This window comes from Algibacter sp. R77976 (genome assembly GCF_044594645.1).
Lineage (GTDB): Bacteria > Bacteroidota > Bacteroidia > Flavobacteriales > Flavobacteriaceae > Algibacter_B.
Genome location: NZ_CP138989.1, coordinates 853,294 through 869,270, shown reverse-complemented (window position 1 = coordinate 869,270; position 15,977 = coordinate 853,294). Strand labels below are relative to the sequence as shown.

Annotated in this window: 15 protein-coding genes and 1 tRNA gene; 7 read left to right on the top strand and 9 right to left on the bottom strand. The window is 32.7% G+C overall.

What is annotated here, in order from left to right:
• Positions 1-72 precede the first annotated feature (72 nt).
• The 3 genes from SJY43_RS03765 to SJY43_RS03755 all read left to right on the top strand — a co-directional run bounded on the left by SJY43_RS03765 (position 73) and on the right by SJY43_RS03755 (position 1,983).
• Positions 73-816 (top strand): hypothetical protein, encoded by a 744-nt coding sequence (locus tag SJY43_RS03765; RefSeq protein WP_396602510.1) that lies wholly within the window; start codon positions 73-75, stop codon positions 814-816.
• Positions 817-948: 132 nt separating this feature from the next.
• The gene (gene rsmI / locus SJY43_RS03760) at positions 949-1,623 is read left to right on the top strand and encodes a 16S rRNA (cytidine(1402)-2'-O)-methyltransferase (protein WP_396602509.1); all 675 of its coding nucleotides are present in this window, start codon (positions 949-951) and stop codon (positions 1,621-1,623) included.
• Between the two features lie 15 nt (positions 1,624-1,638).
• On the top strand, positions 1,639-1,983 hold the full coding sequence (locus tag SJY43_RS03755; RefSeq protein WP_396602508.1) for a HopJ type III effector protein: 345 nt from the start codon (positions 1,639-1,641) through the stop codon (positions 1,981-1,983).
• Positions 1,984-2,567: 584 nt separating this feature from the next.
• Here SJY43_RS03755 and SJY43_RS03750 read toward each other — a convergent pair.
• Positions 2,568-3,158, bottom strand: coding sequence for a carboxymuconolactone decarboxylase family protein (locus SJY43_RS03750; RefSeq protein ID WP_396602507.1), 591 nt, complete (start codon positions 3,156-3,158; stop codon positions 2,568-2,570).
• 140 nt (positions 3,159-3,298) lie between these two features.
• Between SJY43_RS03750 and SJY43_RS03745 the strand changes: the two genes are divergently transcribed.
• Genes SJY43_RS03745 through SJY43_RS03735 form a run of 3 tightly spaced genes read left to right on the top strand, consistent with a single transcriptional unit; the run spans position 3,299 to position 6,758 of the window.
• Positions 3,299-3,721 (top strand): OsmC family protein, encoded by a 423-nt coding sequence (locus SJY43_RS03745; RefSeq protein ID WP_396602506.1) that lies wholly within the window; start codon positions 3,299-3,301, stop codon positions 3,719-3,721.
• 52 nt (positions 3,722-3,773) lie between these two features.
• A complete protein-coding gene (recJ, locus tag SJY43_RS03740; RefSeq protein WP_396602505.1) occupies positions 3,774-5,474 on the top strand; it encodes a single-stranded-DNA-specific exonuclease RecJ in 1,701 nt (566 codons plus the stop codon).
• A 15-nt stretch (positions 5,475-5,489) separates the two neighbouring features.
• Positions 5,490-6,758, top strand: coding sequence for an MFS transporter (locus tag SJY43_RS03735; protein ID WP_396602504.1), 1,269 nt, complete (start codon positions 5,490-5,492; stop codon positions 6,756-6,758).
• Here the strand turns inward: SJY43_RS03735 and SJY43_RS03730 are convergent.
• The 5 genes from SJY43_RS03730 to SJY43_RS03710 form a co-directional block, all read right to left on the bottom strand.
• On the bottom strand, positions 6,755-7,507 hold the full coding sequence (locus tag SJY43_RS03730) for a UDP-2,3-diacylglucosamine diphosphatase (RefSeq protein ID WP_396602503.1): 753 nt from the start codon (positions 7,505-7,507) through the stop codon (positions 6,755-6,757). The two genes, SJY43_RS03735 and SJY43_RS03730, sit on opposite strands and share 4 nt — an antisense overlap.
• A 204-nt stretch (positions 7,508-7,711) precedes the next feature.
• Complete coding sequence (locus SJY43_RS03725; RefSeq protein ID WP_396602502.1) at positions 7,712-8,167, bottom strand: 6-pyruvoyl trahydropterin synthase family protein; 456 nt, start codon at positions 8,165-8,167, stop codon at positions 7,712-7,714.
• 104 nt (positions 8,168-8,271) lie between these two features.
• Positions 8,272-8,442, bottom strand: coding sequence for a hypothetical protein (locus SJY43_RS03720; protein ID WP_396602501.1), 171 nt, complete (start codon positions 8,440-8,442; stop codon positions 8,272-8,274).
• A gap of 27 nt (positions 8,443-8,469) precedes the next feature.
• Positions 8,470-9,798, bottom strand: coding sequence for an MATE family efflux transporter (locus SJY43_RS03715; RefSeq protein ID WP_396602500.1), 1,329 nt, complete (start codon positions 9,796-9,798; stop codon positions 8,470-8,472).
• The gene (locus SJY43_RS03710; protein WP_396602499.1) at positions 9,795-10,295 is read right to left on the bottom strand and encodes a GNAT family N-acetyltransferase; all 501 of its coding nucleotides are present in this window, start codon (positions 10,293-10,295) and stop codon (positions 9,795-9,797) included. The genes SJY43_RS03715 and SJY43_RS03710 overlap by 4 nt, the downstream gene beginning before the upstream one ends.
• Before the next feature lie 92 nt (positions 10,296-10,387).
• On the opposite strand from SJY43_RS03710, the gene SJY43_RS03705 reads away from it, so the two are divergent.
• Positions 10,388-10,461, top strand: a tRNA-Ala gene (locus SJY43_RS03705).
• Positions 10,462-10,669: 208 nt separating this feature from the next.
• On the opposite strand, the gene SJY43_RS03700 is transcribed toward SJY43_RS03705, so the two are convergent.
• The 3 genes from SJY43_RS03700 to SJY43_RS03690 all read right to left on the bottom strand — a co-directional run bounded on the left by SJY43_RS03700 (position 10,670) and on the right by SJY43_RS03690 (position 15,882).
• A complete protein-coding gene (locus tag SJY43_RS03700; RefSeq protein ID WP_396602498.1) occupies positions 10,670-11,509 on the bottom strand; it encodes an alpha/beta hydrolase family protein in 840 nt (279 codons plus the stop codon).
• 4 nt (positions 11,510-11,513) lie between these two features.
• The gene (locus SJY43_RS03695) at positions 11,514-14,270 is read right to left on the bottom strand and encodes a PD-(D/E)XK nuclease family protein (protein WP_396602497.1); all 2,757 of its coding nucleotides are present in this window, start codon (positions 14,268-14,270) and stop codon (positions 11,514-11,516) included.
• A gap of 235 nt (positions 14,271-14,505) precedes the next feature.
• Positions 14,506-15,882 (bottom strand): OmpA family protein, encoded by a 1,377-nt coding sequence (locus SJY43_RS03690; protein ID WP_396602496.1) that lies wholly within the window; start codon positions 15,880-15,882, stop codon positions 14,506-14,508.
• Positions 15,883-15,977: the final 95 nt, after the last annotated feature.

Genomic DNA, 15,977 nt, shown 5'->3' with positions numbered 1-15,977 from the left:
TTTGTATAAAGGTGGCGTAAATTTATTAAAAAACAAAAACCTATAAGTGCAATAATTTAAAATTTATAAACAATGAAGAAGAAGCTTGAGTCTGACCTTGTTAGTATAGCACATAGAATTCTTAAATTAAAAGGAAAAGAGGATGTTATTAAAATGCATGCCGAGGTTTCTGCGCTTTATGAAAAGCTATCTGTATTAAAGTTTGCACACGAAAATGTTGAAGGCGATTTACCGACTATAGGAAGCGATTCTTCATTTTTTGACATGTTAGATAGTGCCTTTAATAATAAGGTTAGCGATAATATTGAGGTAGAAGATAAAATATACGTAAATCTAGACGACGTTGAACAGGATGATATTATGGAGCCTGTTATGAACAAAATTAAAGATATGGTAGCGCATATGCCTGAAGATGACGAGGAAATTGATATTGTTAAACAAGAAACCACACCTAAAGAACCTATAAAAAAACACAACTTAGAAGATATTACAGCTGGTTTTGAAGATATCCCAATTTTCGATCCCGTATCTAAATCTCAAAATGGTGCAACAAACGGTAAAACATCTTTAAATGATAAACTAAAAGTTGGTGGCTTAAATATTGGGCTAAACGATAAAATTGCGTTTATAAAACATTTGTTTGATGGAAAAAGCGAAGATTACGATCGTGTATTGTCGCAATTAAATACATTTGTAACCTATGCGAATGCTAAAAATTTTATTGTTGAAATGGTGAAACCAGATTATAATAACTGGGAAGATAAAGAGGAGTTTGAAGAACGCTTTATGCAAATTATAGAAGCAAAATTTAGTTAATATTTGGGTGTTACCACGCAGAAAAAGCGCGGTCGTGCTTTCGGTAGTCGCTTTTTTGTATTGCATAAGTGCAACAACACAAAAAGAGCTTCAACAATACCTCAATCTCTAACACAGAAGTAACGATTTTACATGAGTAAACTATATATAGTTCCAACACCCATTGGAAATTTAAAAGACATCACCTTTAGAGCCATAGAGGTTTTAAAAGAAGCCGATTTAATTTTAGCCGAAGACACCAGAACTTCTGGAAAACTACTAAAACATTACGAGATTTCAACACATATGCAATCTCATCATATGCATAATGAGCATAAAACGGTTCAAAACATTATTCAAAAATTAAAAAGCGGCACATCTGTCGCACTTATAAGTGATGCTGGAACACCGGCCATTTCAGATCCAGGTTTTTTACTTTCTAGAGCATGTATTGAAAATAATATAGAAGTAGATTGCCTTCCTGGAGCAACCGCATTTGTGCCCGCATTAGTAAATTCTGGCTTGCCAAACGATAAGTTTGTGTTTGAAGGTTTTTTGCCTGTAAAGAAAGGGCGCCAAACTAGATTACTGCTTCTAGCCGAAGAAACCAGAACCATGATTTTTTATGAAAGTCCGCATAAACTTGTAAAAACCTTAGGTCATTTTTGTCAGTATTTTGGAGAAGAAAGACCAGTTTCAGTCTCAAGAGAGTTAACCAAAATGTTTGAAGAAACCGTTCGAGGCACAGCAAAAGAAGTGTTAGAACATTACACTAATAAGCCACCAAAAGGTGAGATAGTTGTTGTGGTTGGAGGAAAAAGTAAATAAAAATAAAATATAAAAATGAATATAGAAGCTTTCAATAAAAAGTTAAAAGAAAACCCAACACAAATCGATTTCTCTGAAACCATGAGTGTAATAGAGGAAAATTATAATTTCACGCCAACCGCTTTTATAAATGGAACTCTAGAAAACGAAGCGGGACAAAATTCTGGTTCGTGTAAATTATTTGCATTTGCTAAAATTCAGAACTTATCTAAAGAAGCTACTTTAGCTTGTTTCGGGCAATATTATTTTGATGAGGTTTTAAAAGATCCAAACGGAACTGGGCACCAAAATATTAGAAACTTTATGAAAACAGGGTTTGATGGGTTAAGTTTTAAAGGAACACCATTAACGGAAAAATAAATCACTATAGTTTTAAAACCGAAATAATAAAGATTTTTCGTTTATAGCTCCACTCTAATAAATGGCAATAATTCTTAATATTTGCCTTTTCTGCATATCACCTAGAAATCGATTTAGCTTAATTAAAAACCTTGGTTCAAGGTTTGGGAATTTGTTTAATTATTTCTTCAAAAAGTTCATAGTAAATAAATATTAGTCTAACAATTCGTATCAAAACGAAAATTAGTTTATTATCATCTAAAAATTTCTGGTATAATTTGTTGTAATGCTTAATTTGTTTTCTGATTTTCATAACCTAATAATTAATGAAAACCAAGGTAGCGGGTAACATTGAATCCGTTTAAGACATGAAATCGAGTGTAATTTGCCTATGCAAAAAATATAGAGTATTGGAAGTAAACAATATTAAAAAAACCTTCCCATGTCCGGAAAGGCTTTAAATAAATTATTGGTTTATTAGTGGCTAATTAATAATATGAGATTCCTCCTCATTCTTCAATCTGAATGACAAATCTTCATAGTGATTTACTAATTTGAAATGAAGTTACGTTTTGACTGAATACTGCGACTGAATACTGTAAACTTTACAAGTGTTTCCCTTTTTCCCAACCATGTTTTCCTAAATACTGCTCACCGCTTTCAACAGCACCACTTTCAATTGAGGTTCCCATGCTATCATTCCAGCGGTTTAAATACCCAAAAAGAGAAATAACACCTAACATCTCAACAATTTCACCTTCATCCCAATGTTCGTGTAAACGTTTTTTAATGGTTTCATCAACATTATTTGGCACTTGACTTGCTTGTAACGAGAAATCTAAAGCAGCACGTTCTGCTTCACTAAAAGCAGGGTGTGTTCTGTATTCCCAAATATTATCCAGTTGTTCTTGCTCTGCGCCATAACGTTCGGCAGCTCGAATGGCATGCGCTTGACAATATCTACACCCCGTTGCGTTACTAGACACCCAAGCAATCATGCGTTTTAAAGCCGAGGTTACTCGACCTTCGTTTGCCATAACGGCTTTATTCAAATTAATAAAGGCTTTGCTTATGGCTGGTCTCCGTTGCATGGTTAATACCGAATTTGGACAAAATCCGAGAGTTTCGTTAAAAAACTCGGCAAGGTTTTTGGTTTCTAAATCGTGATTAGGCGATAAAGGTGTAACTAAAGGCATGTTTTATTTTTTTTGTAGTATTTTTGATACTTGAAGAAACATCAAAAAATAACTTGGTTTTTTTAATAAGTTTATTAAAGATGCCACTTTTGTACAGCTTTAATAAAATTTAAATCGCAAGAAACGAAAAATAGTTTAAAATGGCAGTAAAGGTTACAACGAAATGGTTAGGAGATATGAGGTTTGAAAGCACAAACCCATCTGGTCATAACTTATTTATTGATGCAGGCGAAGAAAGTGGTGGTAAAGGCGAAGGTTACAGGCCAAAAGCATTAATGCTATCTGGATTAGCCGGATGTTCTGGTTTAGACGTAGCGGCATTAATAAGAAAAATGAAGCTAAAAGTAGATGCTTTTGAAATCGAAACTGAAGCTAACCTAACGGAAGAACACCCAAAAATTTATGATAAAGTAGGGATGCATTTTCATTTTTATGGCGATGATTTAAATGAAAAGAAGCTTCAAAGAGCTGTTGATTTATCTATTGAAAAGTATTGTGGCGTTATGGAAATGTTTCGTCAGTTTTCAGAATTAACCATAGAAACCCATTTTCATAAAAAATAAAGAGAAATAAAAACCGTTGAACTTTTATTAAAAACACTCACACTCTCTCCAAATGCGTTGGACATTAAAACCAAAACCTCTAGAAGAAAAAGTTGAAGCTTTACAACAAGCACTTCAAGTAGATGCTACAATAGCATCAATGCTTGTGCAAAGAGGTATTGAATCTTATGAAGAAGCCAAAGCTTTTTTTAGGCCTAGATTAGAGGAGCTGCATGATCCATTTTTAATGAAAGATATGGATAGGGCAGTAGCTCGCATTGAAAAAGCTATTGCTAATAAAGAAAACATTCTTGTTTATGGTGATTATGATGTAGATGGTACAACTTCTGTAGCATTAATGTCTTCATACCTTAAAACAAAACATAATTTAGTCTATACTTATATTCCTAATAGATATGATGAAGGTTACGGTATATCTTATAAAGGCATCAATTTCGCTTTAGAAAACGAGTTCACATTAATTATTGCTTTAGATTGTGGTATAAAATCTGTTGAAAAAGTAGCGCATGCTAAATCATTAGGTATCGATTTTATTATTTGCGATCACCACAGACCCGGAGTTGAAATCCCAAAGGCGGCAGCCGTTTTAGATCCAAAACGAGAAGATTGCGAGTATCCGTTTAAAGAATTATGTGGTTGTGGTGTGGGCTTTAAATTAATACAAGCTTTAGCATCAAAAGAAGGTAAAACAGCAGAAGATTTAACAGAATATCTAGATCTAGTTGCTACAGCAATTGGCGCAGATATTGTCCCAATTAATGGTGAAAATAGAGTGCTAGCTTATTTTGGTTTAATGGTTATTAATTCTAACCCTAGATCGGGTATACAAGCCATTTTAAATCAGGTTGAAAAAACAGAGTTAACCATAACAGATGTTGTGTTTATAGTAGCGCCAAGAATAAATGCTGCAGGTCGTATGAAACATGGTAATTACGCCGTAACTTTATTAACGGAAGATGAGCCTGATATGGCTGAAAAATATGCAGCTGAAATTAATGACTATAATTTAGATAGACGTGAAACAGATAAGCGAATTACAGAAGAAGCTCTTAAACAAATTGAGGAACAAAAAGAACAGGACCGCCTTACTACTGTTGTTTACCATGAAGATTGGCATAAAGGCGTTATTGGTATTGTGGCTTCTCGATTAACAGAAGCCTATTATAGACCCACACTAGTGTTTACAAAAAGCGGTAATAAATTGGCAGCTTCTGCACGTTCTGTTAAAGGTTTTGATGTTTATAACGCTTTAGAAAATTGTAAAGAACATATCGAGCAATTTGGCGGACATAAATATGCTGCAGGCTTAACACTTGAGCCAGAAAATTACGAAGCATTCAAACAGGCTTTTGAAGAGGAAGTTTCTAAAACTATTGATAGAAATTTATTAACCCCAGAAATTAAGGTTGATGCTAAAATTGATTTAAAAGATATAACGCCTAAGTTTTACAGAATTTTAAAACAGTTTGCACCTTACGGGCCGAGTAATATGACACCAGTTTTTTTAACTGAAAACTTAATCGATACAGGTTATGGAAAATGTGTTGGAGCAGACAAAACACATCTACGATTAACAGCTACACAACCAGAATCAACAAGTAGAATGGTAGGTATTGGTTTTGGTATGGGAGATAAAATTGATAAAATTTCCGAAGGAAAACCATTTAAAGCCGTTTATTCTATTGATGAAAATGAATGGCAAGGCAATATAAGTTTGCAGTTGAGGCTAAGAGACCTGAAAAAACAAAAGTAGACTAGAACTTAAATTATGGCAAAAAACGATCCGTATGCAGCCTTACGAATTAAAGAGTTCAATATTTTTTTATTACTGCGTTTGTTTTTAGTTTTTGGGTGGTCTATGCAATTTATTGTTATTGAGTGGCAAGTTTATAGTATAACTAAAGATCCTCTTTCTCTGGGAATTATTGGTCTTATGGAAATTATTCCAGCCTTTACAATGGCACTTTTTGCAGGTCATATTGTAGACCAGAAAGAAAAGCGAAACCTCTTAGCCCTTTGTATTGCTGCTTTTTCTTTAATTAGCTTAGGCTTGTTTTTTTTAACAACAGATGATGTTATTGGTAGCTGGTCTACAAACACTATTTTATATTCTATTTATGCACTTGTGTTTTTTGGAGGTTTTTTACGTTCCTTTTTTGGGCCAATAATTTTTTCTTTAGTCGCGCTAATTGTACCCAAAAGAATATACCCAAATGCAGCTACATGGAGCACTAGTACTTGGAAAACAGCTGCCGTTTTAGGAGCATTATTTGGCGGATTTTTTATTAGCTGGATAGGTGTTGATAAAACTTTGATGGTGGTTTTTGTATTGGTAGTGATATCCTTTTTTCTCACCTTTTTAATAAAAAAGAAGCCTATATTAAATAAGAAAATTGGAGAACCTGTAATGGAAAGCCTAAAAGTAGGTGTTCGGTTTGTATTTCAAAACAAGGCCATTCTAGGAGCGTTATCTTTAGATATGATTGCGGTTTTATTTGGTGGAACAGTAGCCATACTTTCTGTTTTTGCTCAAGATATTTTAAAAGTGGGAAGCGAAGGTTTTGGTATTTTAAATGCCTCTATTTCTCTTGGAAGTATTATTACTATGTTTATAACAACTTATATTCCTATAAGTAGAAATACAGGTAAAAAGTTACTTATTTCTATATTTATATTTGGTGTTAGTATAATAGGTTTTGGGCTCTCAAATATATTTTGGCTTAGTGTTTTAATGTTATTTATTAGTGGTGCTGCCGATGGTATTTCTATGATTATTAGACAAACCATATTACAATTAAAAACACCAGACGATATGCGTGGGCGAGTATCTTCTGTAAATTCTATGTTTGTTGGGTCTTCAAACGAACTTGGTGCTTTCGAGAGTGGTTTAGCTGCGAAATTAATTGGTCCTGTTGCCGCTGTGGTTTTTGGAGGAACCATGACATTAATTACAGTTTGTGTAATTGGTGTTAAAAACCCTGTACTTAGAGAATTGGATTTAACCGCCGATGTTGAAGCTAATGAGAAAGAAGATTAATATTCTTTTAATTCTAGAATTTCTCCATCAAAAACGCCATAAGTATAATACTGAATCCAGTCGCCTAGGTTAATGTATTTTGAGTTTTCGTTGAGGTTTATATTTAGTGGTAAGTGTCTGTGACCAAACACGAAATAATCGCGGTGCTTGTCTTCTAGTTTACGTTTGCAGTATTGCACCAGCCATTCGTTTTCCTCTCCGAGAAATGTTGCATCGTCATCACCAGAAATGAGTTTGTTTTTTACTGATAAGTATTGTGCAATTTTCATTCCTATATCTGGATGCCCCCATTTAAAAACCCATTTAAAAAATGAGTTTGTAAATACTTTTTTCATGCGTTTGTAACCTTTGTCTCCTGGGCCTAGACCATCGCCGTGGCCTAAGAAAAAGGTTTTATTGTTAAAGGTAAATTCTTTTGGTTTATGGTAAACTGGTATGTTTAGTTCTTCTTCAAAATAGCCATTCATCCATAAATCGTGATTGCCAACAAAATAGTGGATTGGAATACCTGAGTCTGAAATTTCGGCTAGTTTGCCTAAGGTTCTAGTAAACCCTCTTGGAACTACGGTTTTATATTCAAACCAAAAATCGAATAAATCGCCTAAAAGGAAAATGGCCGCGGCATCGTGTTTTATTTCGTCTAACCAGGCTACAAATTTCTTTTCGCGAGGAAAAGAGGCTTCTTTAGTTGGTGCGCCTAAGTGATTGTCTGATGCGAAATATATTTTTTTCCCTTTTGGAATTTGCATGTTGTAAATATAGTTTTTTGACATGAATTTCACGAATTATCACAAATAAGAAATTTGAAGTCTCTTTTTTTGCTAACTAATTTATGACTGCCTACTGAAGACTGACAACTGCCGATTATTTTGTGTTAGGGATTGAACGGCATGTTTGAGCTCGCCGACGCAGGAGGAAGCGAGTAGTGAAAGCCCGACCCTTGTGGTAACGCCCTAAATATTATCGTAATGATACCATTCTGCAAACGAACTATCTGTTTCTTGAAGTTTTAAGGAGTGTAATTTGATGTGTTTAGGAAGTCTTTTACTAATTTTTTTAGCAAAGTCTAGCACCATCATTTCGCTTGTTGGCTGGTAGTCTACCAGTAAAACATTATGCCCGCGATTTTGTAATTCTTTGGCTAACTCGACGTGTGGTGTATTTTTATTGAAAACAGTTGCGTGATCGAAAACGTTTACAATTTCTTCTTTCACAATTTTTTTAAGATCTCCAAAGTCTATAACCATTCCAAACTTGACATTGGTGTTGTCTGTAATTGGCTTCCCAATAACGGTAACCGAAAGTTTGTAACTGTGACCATGTACGTTTTTACATTTTCCGTCGTAACCATAAAGTGCGTGACCGGTTTCGAAAGAGAATTGTTTGGTGATACGAATGTTGTTTCCCATTATCTTCTTTTTCTTTTATTTACAAAGTAAACGATGATTAATACTAAACCCAAGATTAGAAATAATCCGTTTCCACTTAAGAATGACATGATATCCATAATTGTTTATTCTTTTCTTTTTTTATTATATCTGAACATTAAATAGGCTAATAAAACAAGGATAACAAAGGGTAACATGGAGCCGATAAAAACACCAATTTCGTAACCTTTATCTGGTGCATTTTGAATTTTCTCTTCAATATCCACTTGCTGTAATAAAGCAATAAATAGAGTCATTATAATTTGTTGTGTGATATTGCAAAGTTAATTGTTTTGAGCAAGTGGCATAAATATTTTTCTGAATTTTATGATAAGCGGAATGCCACGAGCTATAATCCAAAATGTAATAGCTATAAATATGCCGCGGAGTTTATAATCTAAACCATCTAACCAAAACAGAATGGGGATGAATATGATGAATGTTGAAAATAAAAGGACGTTTCTTAAATATTTCATTTTACCTAATCCTTTAAAAATACCATCGAAAATAAAGGCTAATGTGCAAAGCGGTTGCATAGCAAGAACAATCCAAAACACATTATAAAACGCTTTTAAAACTTCAGGTTCTTTAGTGAAAATTCGCCCTATTGGATAATAAAATAAAGTACCAAGCAAGCCTAATATAATACCTATAATAACACCGTATTTTATGAGTTTGTTGCTTAATGACATTAATGTTGAGTAAGCTTTTGCTCCAAATAATTTACCAGATAAAATGTTTCCGGCGCTTGCATAACCGTCTACTATAAACGCGCCCAAAAACCACAGGTTTATTGCAATGGTATAAGCTGCAATATATTCGGCACCGTAACTGGTTGCAAATGCGCTGGCAAAATAGAGTGTGACGTTTAAGGCTATGGTTCTTATAAACAAGTTAAGAATCATTAAAGCAAAACGATTTATTTCTGGATTAAATGGAAAACTAGGTTTTAAAGGAATTTTTGTTTTTTTAAGAAGGAAGTAAGCTGAGCATCCTGCCATTAAAATTTGTGCAATTACACTAGCATATGCTGCACCTTCAATATTCATAGGTTCTATAAAACCGATGATACCGTAAACTAAAATAATGTCTAGAATAATATTGGCTACTGCTCCAATAATGGCTATTATCATTGGGTAATACGTGTTTTGTAAGCCTCGAAATGCTCCAAAAATAGCAATGGTAAATAGTGTAAATGGAAACCCTAAAACGCGAATTTTATAATAAATAACAGAATAATCTAATATTAAATTTGATGCGTTATAGAGCTTGAATATTTGTTTAGCAAACGGATATGTACTAAATATAATTAAAATGCTTAACGACGTAATTATAAAAATGGCCTGGGCTGGTAAGTTTTTAATTTGCTCTAGTTTATTGGCGCCAACGTATTGTGACACAATAGATGAAATAGCGCTTCTTGTTTGCCCCAATACCCAAATTAGCATGGATATAAACGTGGTAACAATACCAACAGCGGCTAAAGATTCGGTAGCATTAATTTGAATATTCCCAACAATAGCGGCATCTGTTAATGATAAAATAGGCTCTGAAACTCCAGAAATTAATGCCGGAATGGCTAATTTGTTTATTTGCTTTAAACTTATATTCACAGGACTAATTCATAACAGTTAAAAGGGGATTCGCTTTGTTTTGGAAAATAAATATTTCCTAGTTTTTGGTAACCGCGAAGTTCGTAAAATTTTTGATTTCTAAGGTTTTCTGAAAAAGTATCTAAGCGAACAGATGTATAGTGGTTTTCTTTAGCAAAATTTTCTGCAAAAGTCATTAATTGTTGCGCATAGCCTTTACCTTGAAAGTCTGGATGAACTGCTAAACGATGAATGTATATATTGTTTTTATTAGGTGTTAGCCAACAAATAGGTAAATACTCAGCATCCATAAAAGTAGAAACGGTAATACAACCTAATATTTTGTTTTCAATTTCTAGAACGTATAATTCTTTTCTTTTAACATCTTTTTGAAACGCTTCTTTATTAGGGTAGAATTCATTCCATTGAAAAATAGTGTTCGCAATCATTTTTAAAGCACAAGCTTTTGTAATTTCAATAATGCTATTAATATCGTTAGATGTTCCTTTGCGAATCATTTAATTGTTTTACTTTTACTGTAAATTTAGTTTTAAAAATTCATTAATTGTGGAAGAATATTTTAATTCTAAATAGATTGAATTAAAAAAATGGGGATGTAGCTCAGTTGGCTAGAGCGCTTGACTGGCAGTCAAGAGGTCGTCGGTTCGAATCCGATCTTCTCCACAAAAAAATAGTAATATTTTTTCACACCCAATTTTAATTAGAATAATACTTCGTATTTATTTTTCAATAACGCAAATTGCCAATATTAACAGGTGTTATCTGATTGAAATTAGATAATTTAATTTTGGTTAATAACTACATTTTTGGGAAGGGATTTTCAGTTGATTACCAAAAATTAATTATATTAACTATAGATTTATTTTATACTCTAGCTCAAAAAATTAATAATTTTATTTGTTGCACGCTTTAAGTGTTTTGGTAACTCTTTTTTATCCCACGGATGTGAGGCTCCAAAAACATGATTTGCATTCTCAATTATTTCGAGTTCACTATTAGAGTTCCAATTATGAAGCTTATTTGCTTCCTCAATTAAAACACTCGTATCTCCATCACCATGAATAATTAAGTATGGTATTTTTAAGCTAGAAACAGCGCGTTTTATAGTTAGCCTTTCTTCATTTTTTATAAAATCTTCATAAAACTGATAATAATGGGGCATTTGTTGTTTTGTACGGCCATTTAGAACGTATTTAACGCCGGTTTTTTTCCATTGCTCTAAATCGCCGGCAGTAGATGTTCTTTTGCCAAAATCGCACACGCCTGCAAGACTTATTACTTTTTTAATACGATTATCTTCTTCAGCTTTAATAGTTACAATACCACCTGCTCTACTATGGCCAATTAAGTTTATATCGGTGATATTTGCTTGAGCGTGATATTCCTTTTGAGTACAAATCCAATCAATAATTGTTTCTAAATCGTCCAACTCTTTTGAGTAGTTGTTATTCCCGAAAGCCTCTAAGTCTGGAAAATCTATAGGCTGTTCTAGAGTTCCTCCATTATACGAAAAATTGAATTTTATAAAGAAGAAACCAGCTTCAGCAAATGCTTTTGCCATTAAATCCCAAGCGCCCCAATCTTTAAATCCTTTGTAACCATGACAAAAAATAATAATGGGTTTTGGAGTATGGTCTTCTTTATAAAAAACATCGGTAAGTATTGGTTTTTGGTGTTTTCCAGGAACAATAATATTTTTTTTGATAGCCATAATATTAAACTTCTTTTTCGGTGAAATCTATGTTTGGATTACAAATTTCAATGATTAGTTTTTTTAATTCAGTTTCAAAATCATCTAAAGTATCATTTGTAATTAGAGCATCTTTGCTTCTTTTAGAAGCACTTTCTTTTTTGGCAAATTTCAAGAAGCCCTCTTTTAAATTTTTAAATGAAATAATACCAGCTTCAACTGGCAATTGTATCTTTTTTTCTTGATACATCATATAAGCATAAGTTAAAACTTGAAAACTCTTGCTGTACTTTTTATAATCAGTTGTAATATCTTCCCAATTAACAATTTCTACTTCATTTTGTTTTACATTACCTGTTTTATAATCAATAATACGAGTTATGCCATTGCACTCATCGACTCTGTCAACTTTTCCTCTAATTCTAATAGGATACTTAAGTTCTGAAATGTTAATTTCAATATCATTATTAGCTTCAATGGCTATAATCTTTATTTGATCTCCAGCTTTTAAAGCTTTAATTTCTAAATCTAAAAAGTTGGATACATAGCGTTTAGCTATTTCATAAACAATTAGATTTTTCCCGGTTGTAATATCACCTTCTTTATATTCATTTTTAAAATGATGAGTTACTGTTTTTTCTATGCTAGATTTTAATTTTTTAATACCATCTACCGTTAAACTATGCCCAATAAAAGGCTTATAAAAGTCTTCTAGGGTATTGTGTACAACTGTTCCTAATGTGTTTGCTGCAACAGTTTCCTCAACATCATCATGGTCTTTAATTTTTAAAATTTTCTGATAATAAAAATCAATAGGATTTCTAATATAGTTTGTTAATGACGAAGGAGAGAACCCTTCACCTGCCATTTGCATGATTTGTTGTTGTAAGTTTTCAGTTTTTTTAACAACATTTAAATTTGTTTCTATTGTTGGTACTTTAGGTGCAATTATTTGATGATTAATGCTATGAATACCTTCAAGTTCTAATTGTGTAATGAACCTACTTTTTTCTCCACCGGTTAAAACATCAGCTTCTGTATTATAAATAATATAAACATTTTTTGCTCGCTGAATAAGTTTGTAAAAGTGGTACGTATAAACAGCATCTTTCTCTTTGTATGTAGGCAAGTTGTTTTCCAGCTTCACATCAAACGGGATAAACGAATTATTACTTTTACCTGCTGGTAATATACCTTCGTTTACAGATGAAATTATAACTGTTTCAAAATCAAGAACACGAGACTCTAACATACCCATAAGTTGTAAACCCTGGAGTGGCTCTCCTTGAAAATCTAAAGTTTCACTACTTAAAAGCTCTTTGTAAATGCTATATAGTGTTGAAATATCTTTAATATGATTATGCTCTGAGTTTAGCCTTGTAAGTTCGTTAAATAGTTCGTTAAAACGGAAAACATATTCTAACGCTAATAAATTTGATGCTTTGTTTTTGTCTAAATGAGCTTTTACACTCAATATTAATTTAGAACAGCTTTCTAACGGTACTAATATTGAGTTTCCCCAATTAGAAAATAGTAATTCTATAATATTATGTGCTTTATCTGCTATTTTTAATAATCGGTCTTTAGTTAAAAAGACTAGATTATTTTTATCAATAGTTTTAATAATTTTTGATGAATAATCGATGTCATCAATAACAAATAATGGTCTGATATCCTGATGTGATATAATATTAATGACATCTCTGTAGTAAAACGAATTTGAATTGGTTTTATGTAATCTAAATAAGGAATCAAACAAAGAGGCTAATGGGATTGTTTTTAGTGGAAAGCCCATAGTAATATTTAATGCCTGAATGGAATTGGGTAAAGAATTAAGGACAGGAATTAATAAATTCTCATCACCTAAAACTACTGCCGTATTACTGAGCGATTTATTTTCTTTTTGTAAAGTATCTAAAAGCTCGCCTATATACTTTGCTTGACCTATATTTTTAGGAATACCAATGGCTGAAATATTTTTCTCTTTTGAGTAATGTTTTGTTATCCAATTAAATGGATTGTTTTCAAAGTATTTCCAGTTTTTGAGGTGCTGTCTAGTAAATAATGCCGCGTCATGTTTTGGATTATTCATGAAAACTTCATCAGTATCCCAGTAAATTTCTGCTAAATTATGTTTAAGGAGTTCTTGAATTATCCTTTCTTCAGATGTATTAAGAGCATTAAAGCCAACAAAAACATGTTTAGTCTCTGGATTATTTTCAATATAAGTACCTAAGCCTCCAGCAGCTTCCCTGTAAACTAAACCTTGATATCCTATTTTTTTATTTATAAGATGTTCTGTAAAACTAGTATAATAGCTGTAAAGTTTATTCCAAAAATCTAAATAGCTTTTCACAAAATCGGTTTTGTGTTCTTCTAAAGACCAATGATTTAAATCTTGAATGGCACTTAAATAATTGAATATTTTTTCTTGAGGAATTAAATAACGATCAATTTCGTTAAAATCTTGAAGCAAGATTTGAGCCCATTTTGAAAACGTTTCAAAAGAATCTAAATTTTCTTTTTTAGTTAATAGACTATAAGAAGTGTAAAACTCAAAAAGAAGCTCTGTGTTAGAGATTGATTTGAGTTGAGACAACTCTTCTACAAACTCTTCAATACTTAATATATTTGGAGCAAATATGGTTTGATTAACAACACTAGAGAGTTGGTTTTTTAAAAAGAGCCCAGCTCTTTTGCTGGGTAAAATAAAAGTTAAATTGGAAAGATTTTGACTCTTACTTTGTAAATCTTTTAAAACATCGTGAATAAAAGTTGTCATACCAATTATATTTTAAAATGGTGCATAGGTAAATTGAATTATTTTTTGATTATTTAAGGCTGAAAATATAAGTGCAACATAAGTTACAGTTATATTTTTAAACAAAAAGTAAGTAAAAAAGAAACAGTTTACATGTGCCATTTTGAAGTTTTATTGGTTTATATAAAAATAAAAAACGCTTCGGATATCCGAAGCGTTTTTTGTAAACTTATTTTATTTTAAAAATGTCGTTAGCTTATTTTGCTAAGTTAATTTCTACACGTCTGTTGTTAGCTCTACCAGCTCTAGTTTTGTTAGAATCAATTGGTCTAGATTCTCCATATCCAAGAGCAGATAATCTGAAAGCATCAATTCCGTTTTGAACTAAGTATTCTTTAACTGAATTAGCTCTAGAATCAGATAATCTTTGGTTTAAAGTTTCGCTACCTACACTATCAGTATGACCTTCAACTGTAAATTTAGCTGTAGAGTATTCTTTAAGAATTCCGATGATATCAGATAATACAGCAGCAGATTGTGCTTTTATAGTTGCTTTTCCAGTATCAAATAAAATTGTTTTAGCGTACTCATTAAGAGTTGCTTGAACAGCTTCAGTTACTTCAGGACAACCATTGTTTGCAACAGTTCCTTTAACCTCAGGACATTTATCGTCTTTGTCTAATACACCGTCACCGTCTTTATCAGCCCAAGGACATCCTTTGTTAGCAGAAGGTCCAGCTTCGTTAGGACAAGCATCATCAGCATCAGTTACACCGTCGCCATCAGCATCAGGACAACCGTTTAAAGCTTTTAAACCAGCAACTGTAGGACAGTTATCTTTGTTATCAGCAATTCCGTCACCGTCAGTATCAGGACATCCGTTAAGTTCAGCTAAACCAGCTTCGTTAGGACAATCGTCTTTACTATCTTCGATGCCATCACCGTCAGAATCAGGACAACCGTTGAATGCTTCTGAACCAGCAACATCTGGACAAGCATCATCTTTGTCATATATTCCATCACCATCAGTATCAGTTCCACCAAATTTGATAGAAATACCAGCAGTGTGTTGGAAATGAGAATCTAAGTAATCTTCAAATGCATGTTTGTATCCAGTTTGAAGTGTTAAACCTATATTTTCACTAAACCATACGTTTAAACCTAAAGTACCATTTAAAGTACCAGCACCAATGTCGTCAATCCAAGTGTAACCACCTCCAACACCTACAAAAGGGTCTAAAGTTTTTCCTTCTAAGAAGTTGTACTTAATTGTACCATCAATACCGTAGTAAGATAAATCAGATACTTCATTTGCAACATCAGGATCAGAACTAATATCTCCCCAAGTTTCTATTTTATTTAAAGATCCAGTTACTCCAAAAGAGAAACCATCACTTAAATATTTAGATACAGAGATCGTTGATAAAGATGGTAAGATGTTCCAGTGATCGGTTGCGTTAAAGTATTCGTCACCGAAAGAATCACTAAATAGTCCACCGTCTCCATTAGGATAAGCATCAACTGCGTTTACCCCGATAGTAATTTGCCATGGGTTGTTTTGGTCTTGCGCATTAACGTTGCTATAACCAAGTACAAGCAACATAGCGAACAATAATCTGCTAAGATTTTTCATATTCAAAAGTTTAATTTTTAAGTGTTAATTGTCAGCAAAAGTAAGTTGTTAAATGTTATTAACAAAGACAAATATATAAAAAAATAGTACACATT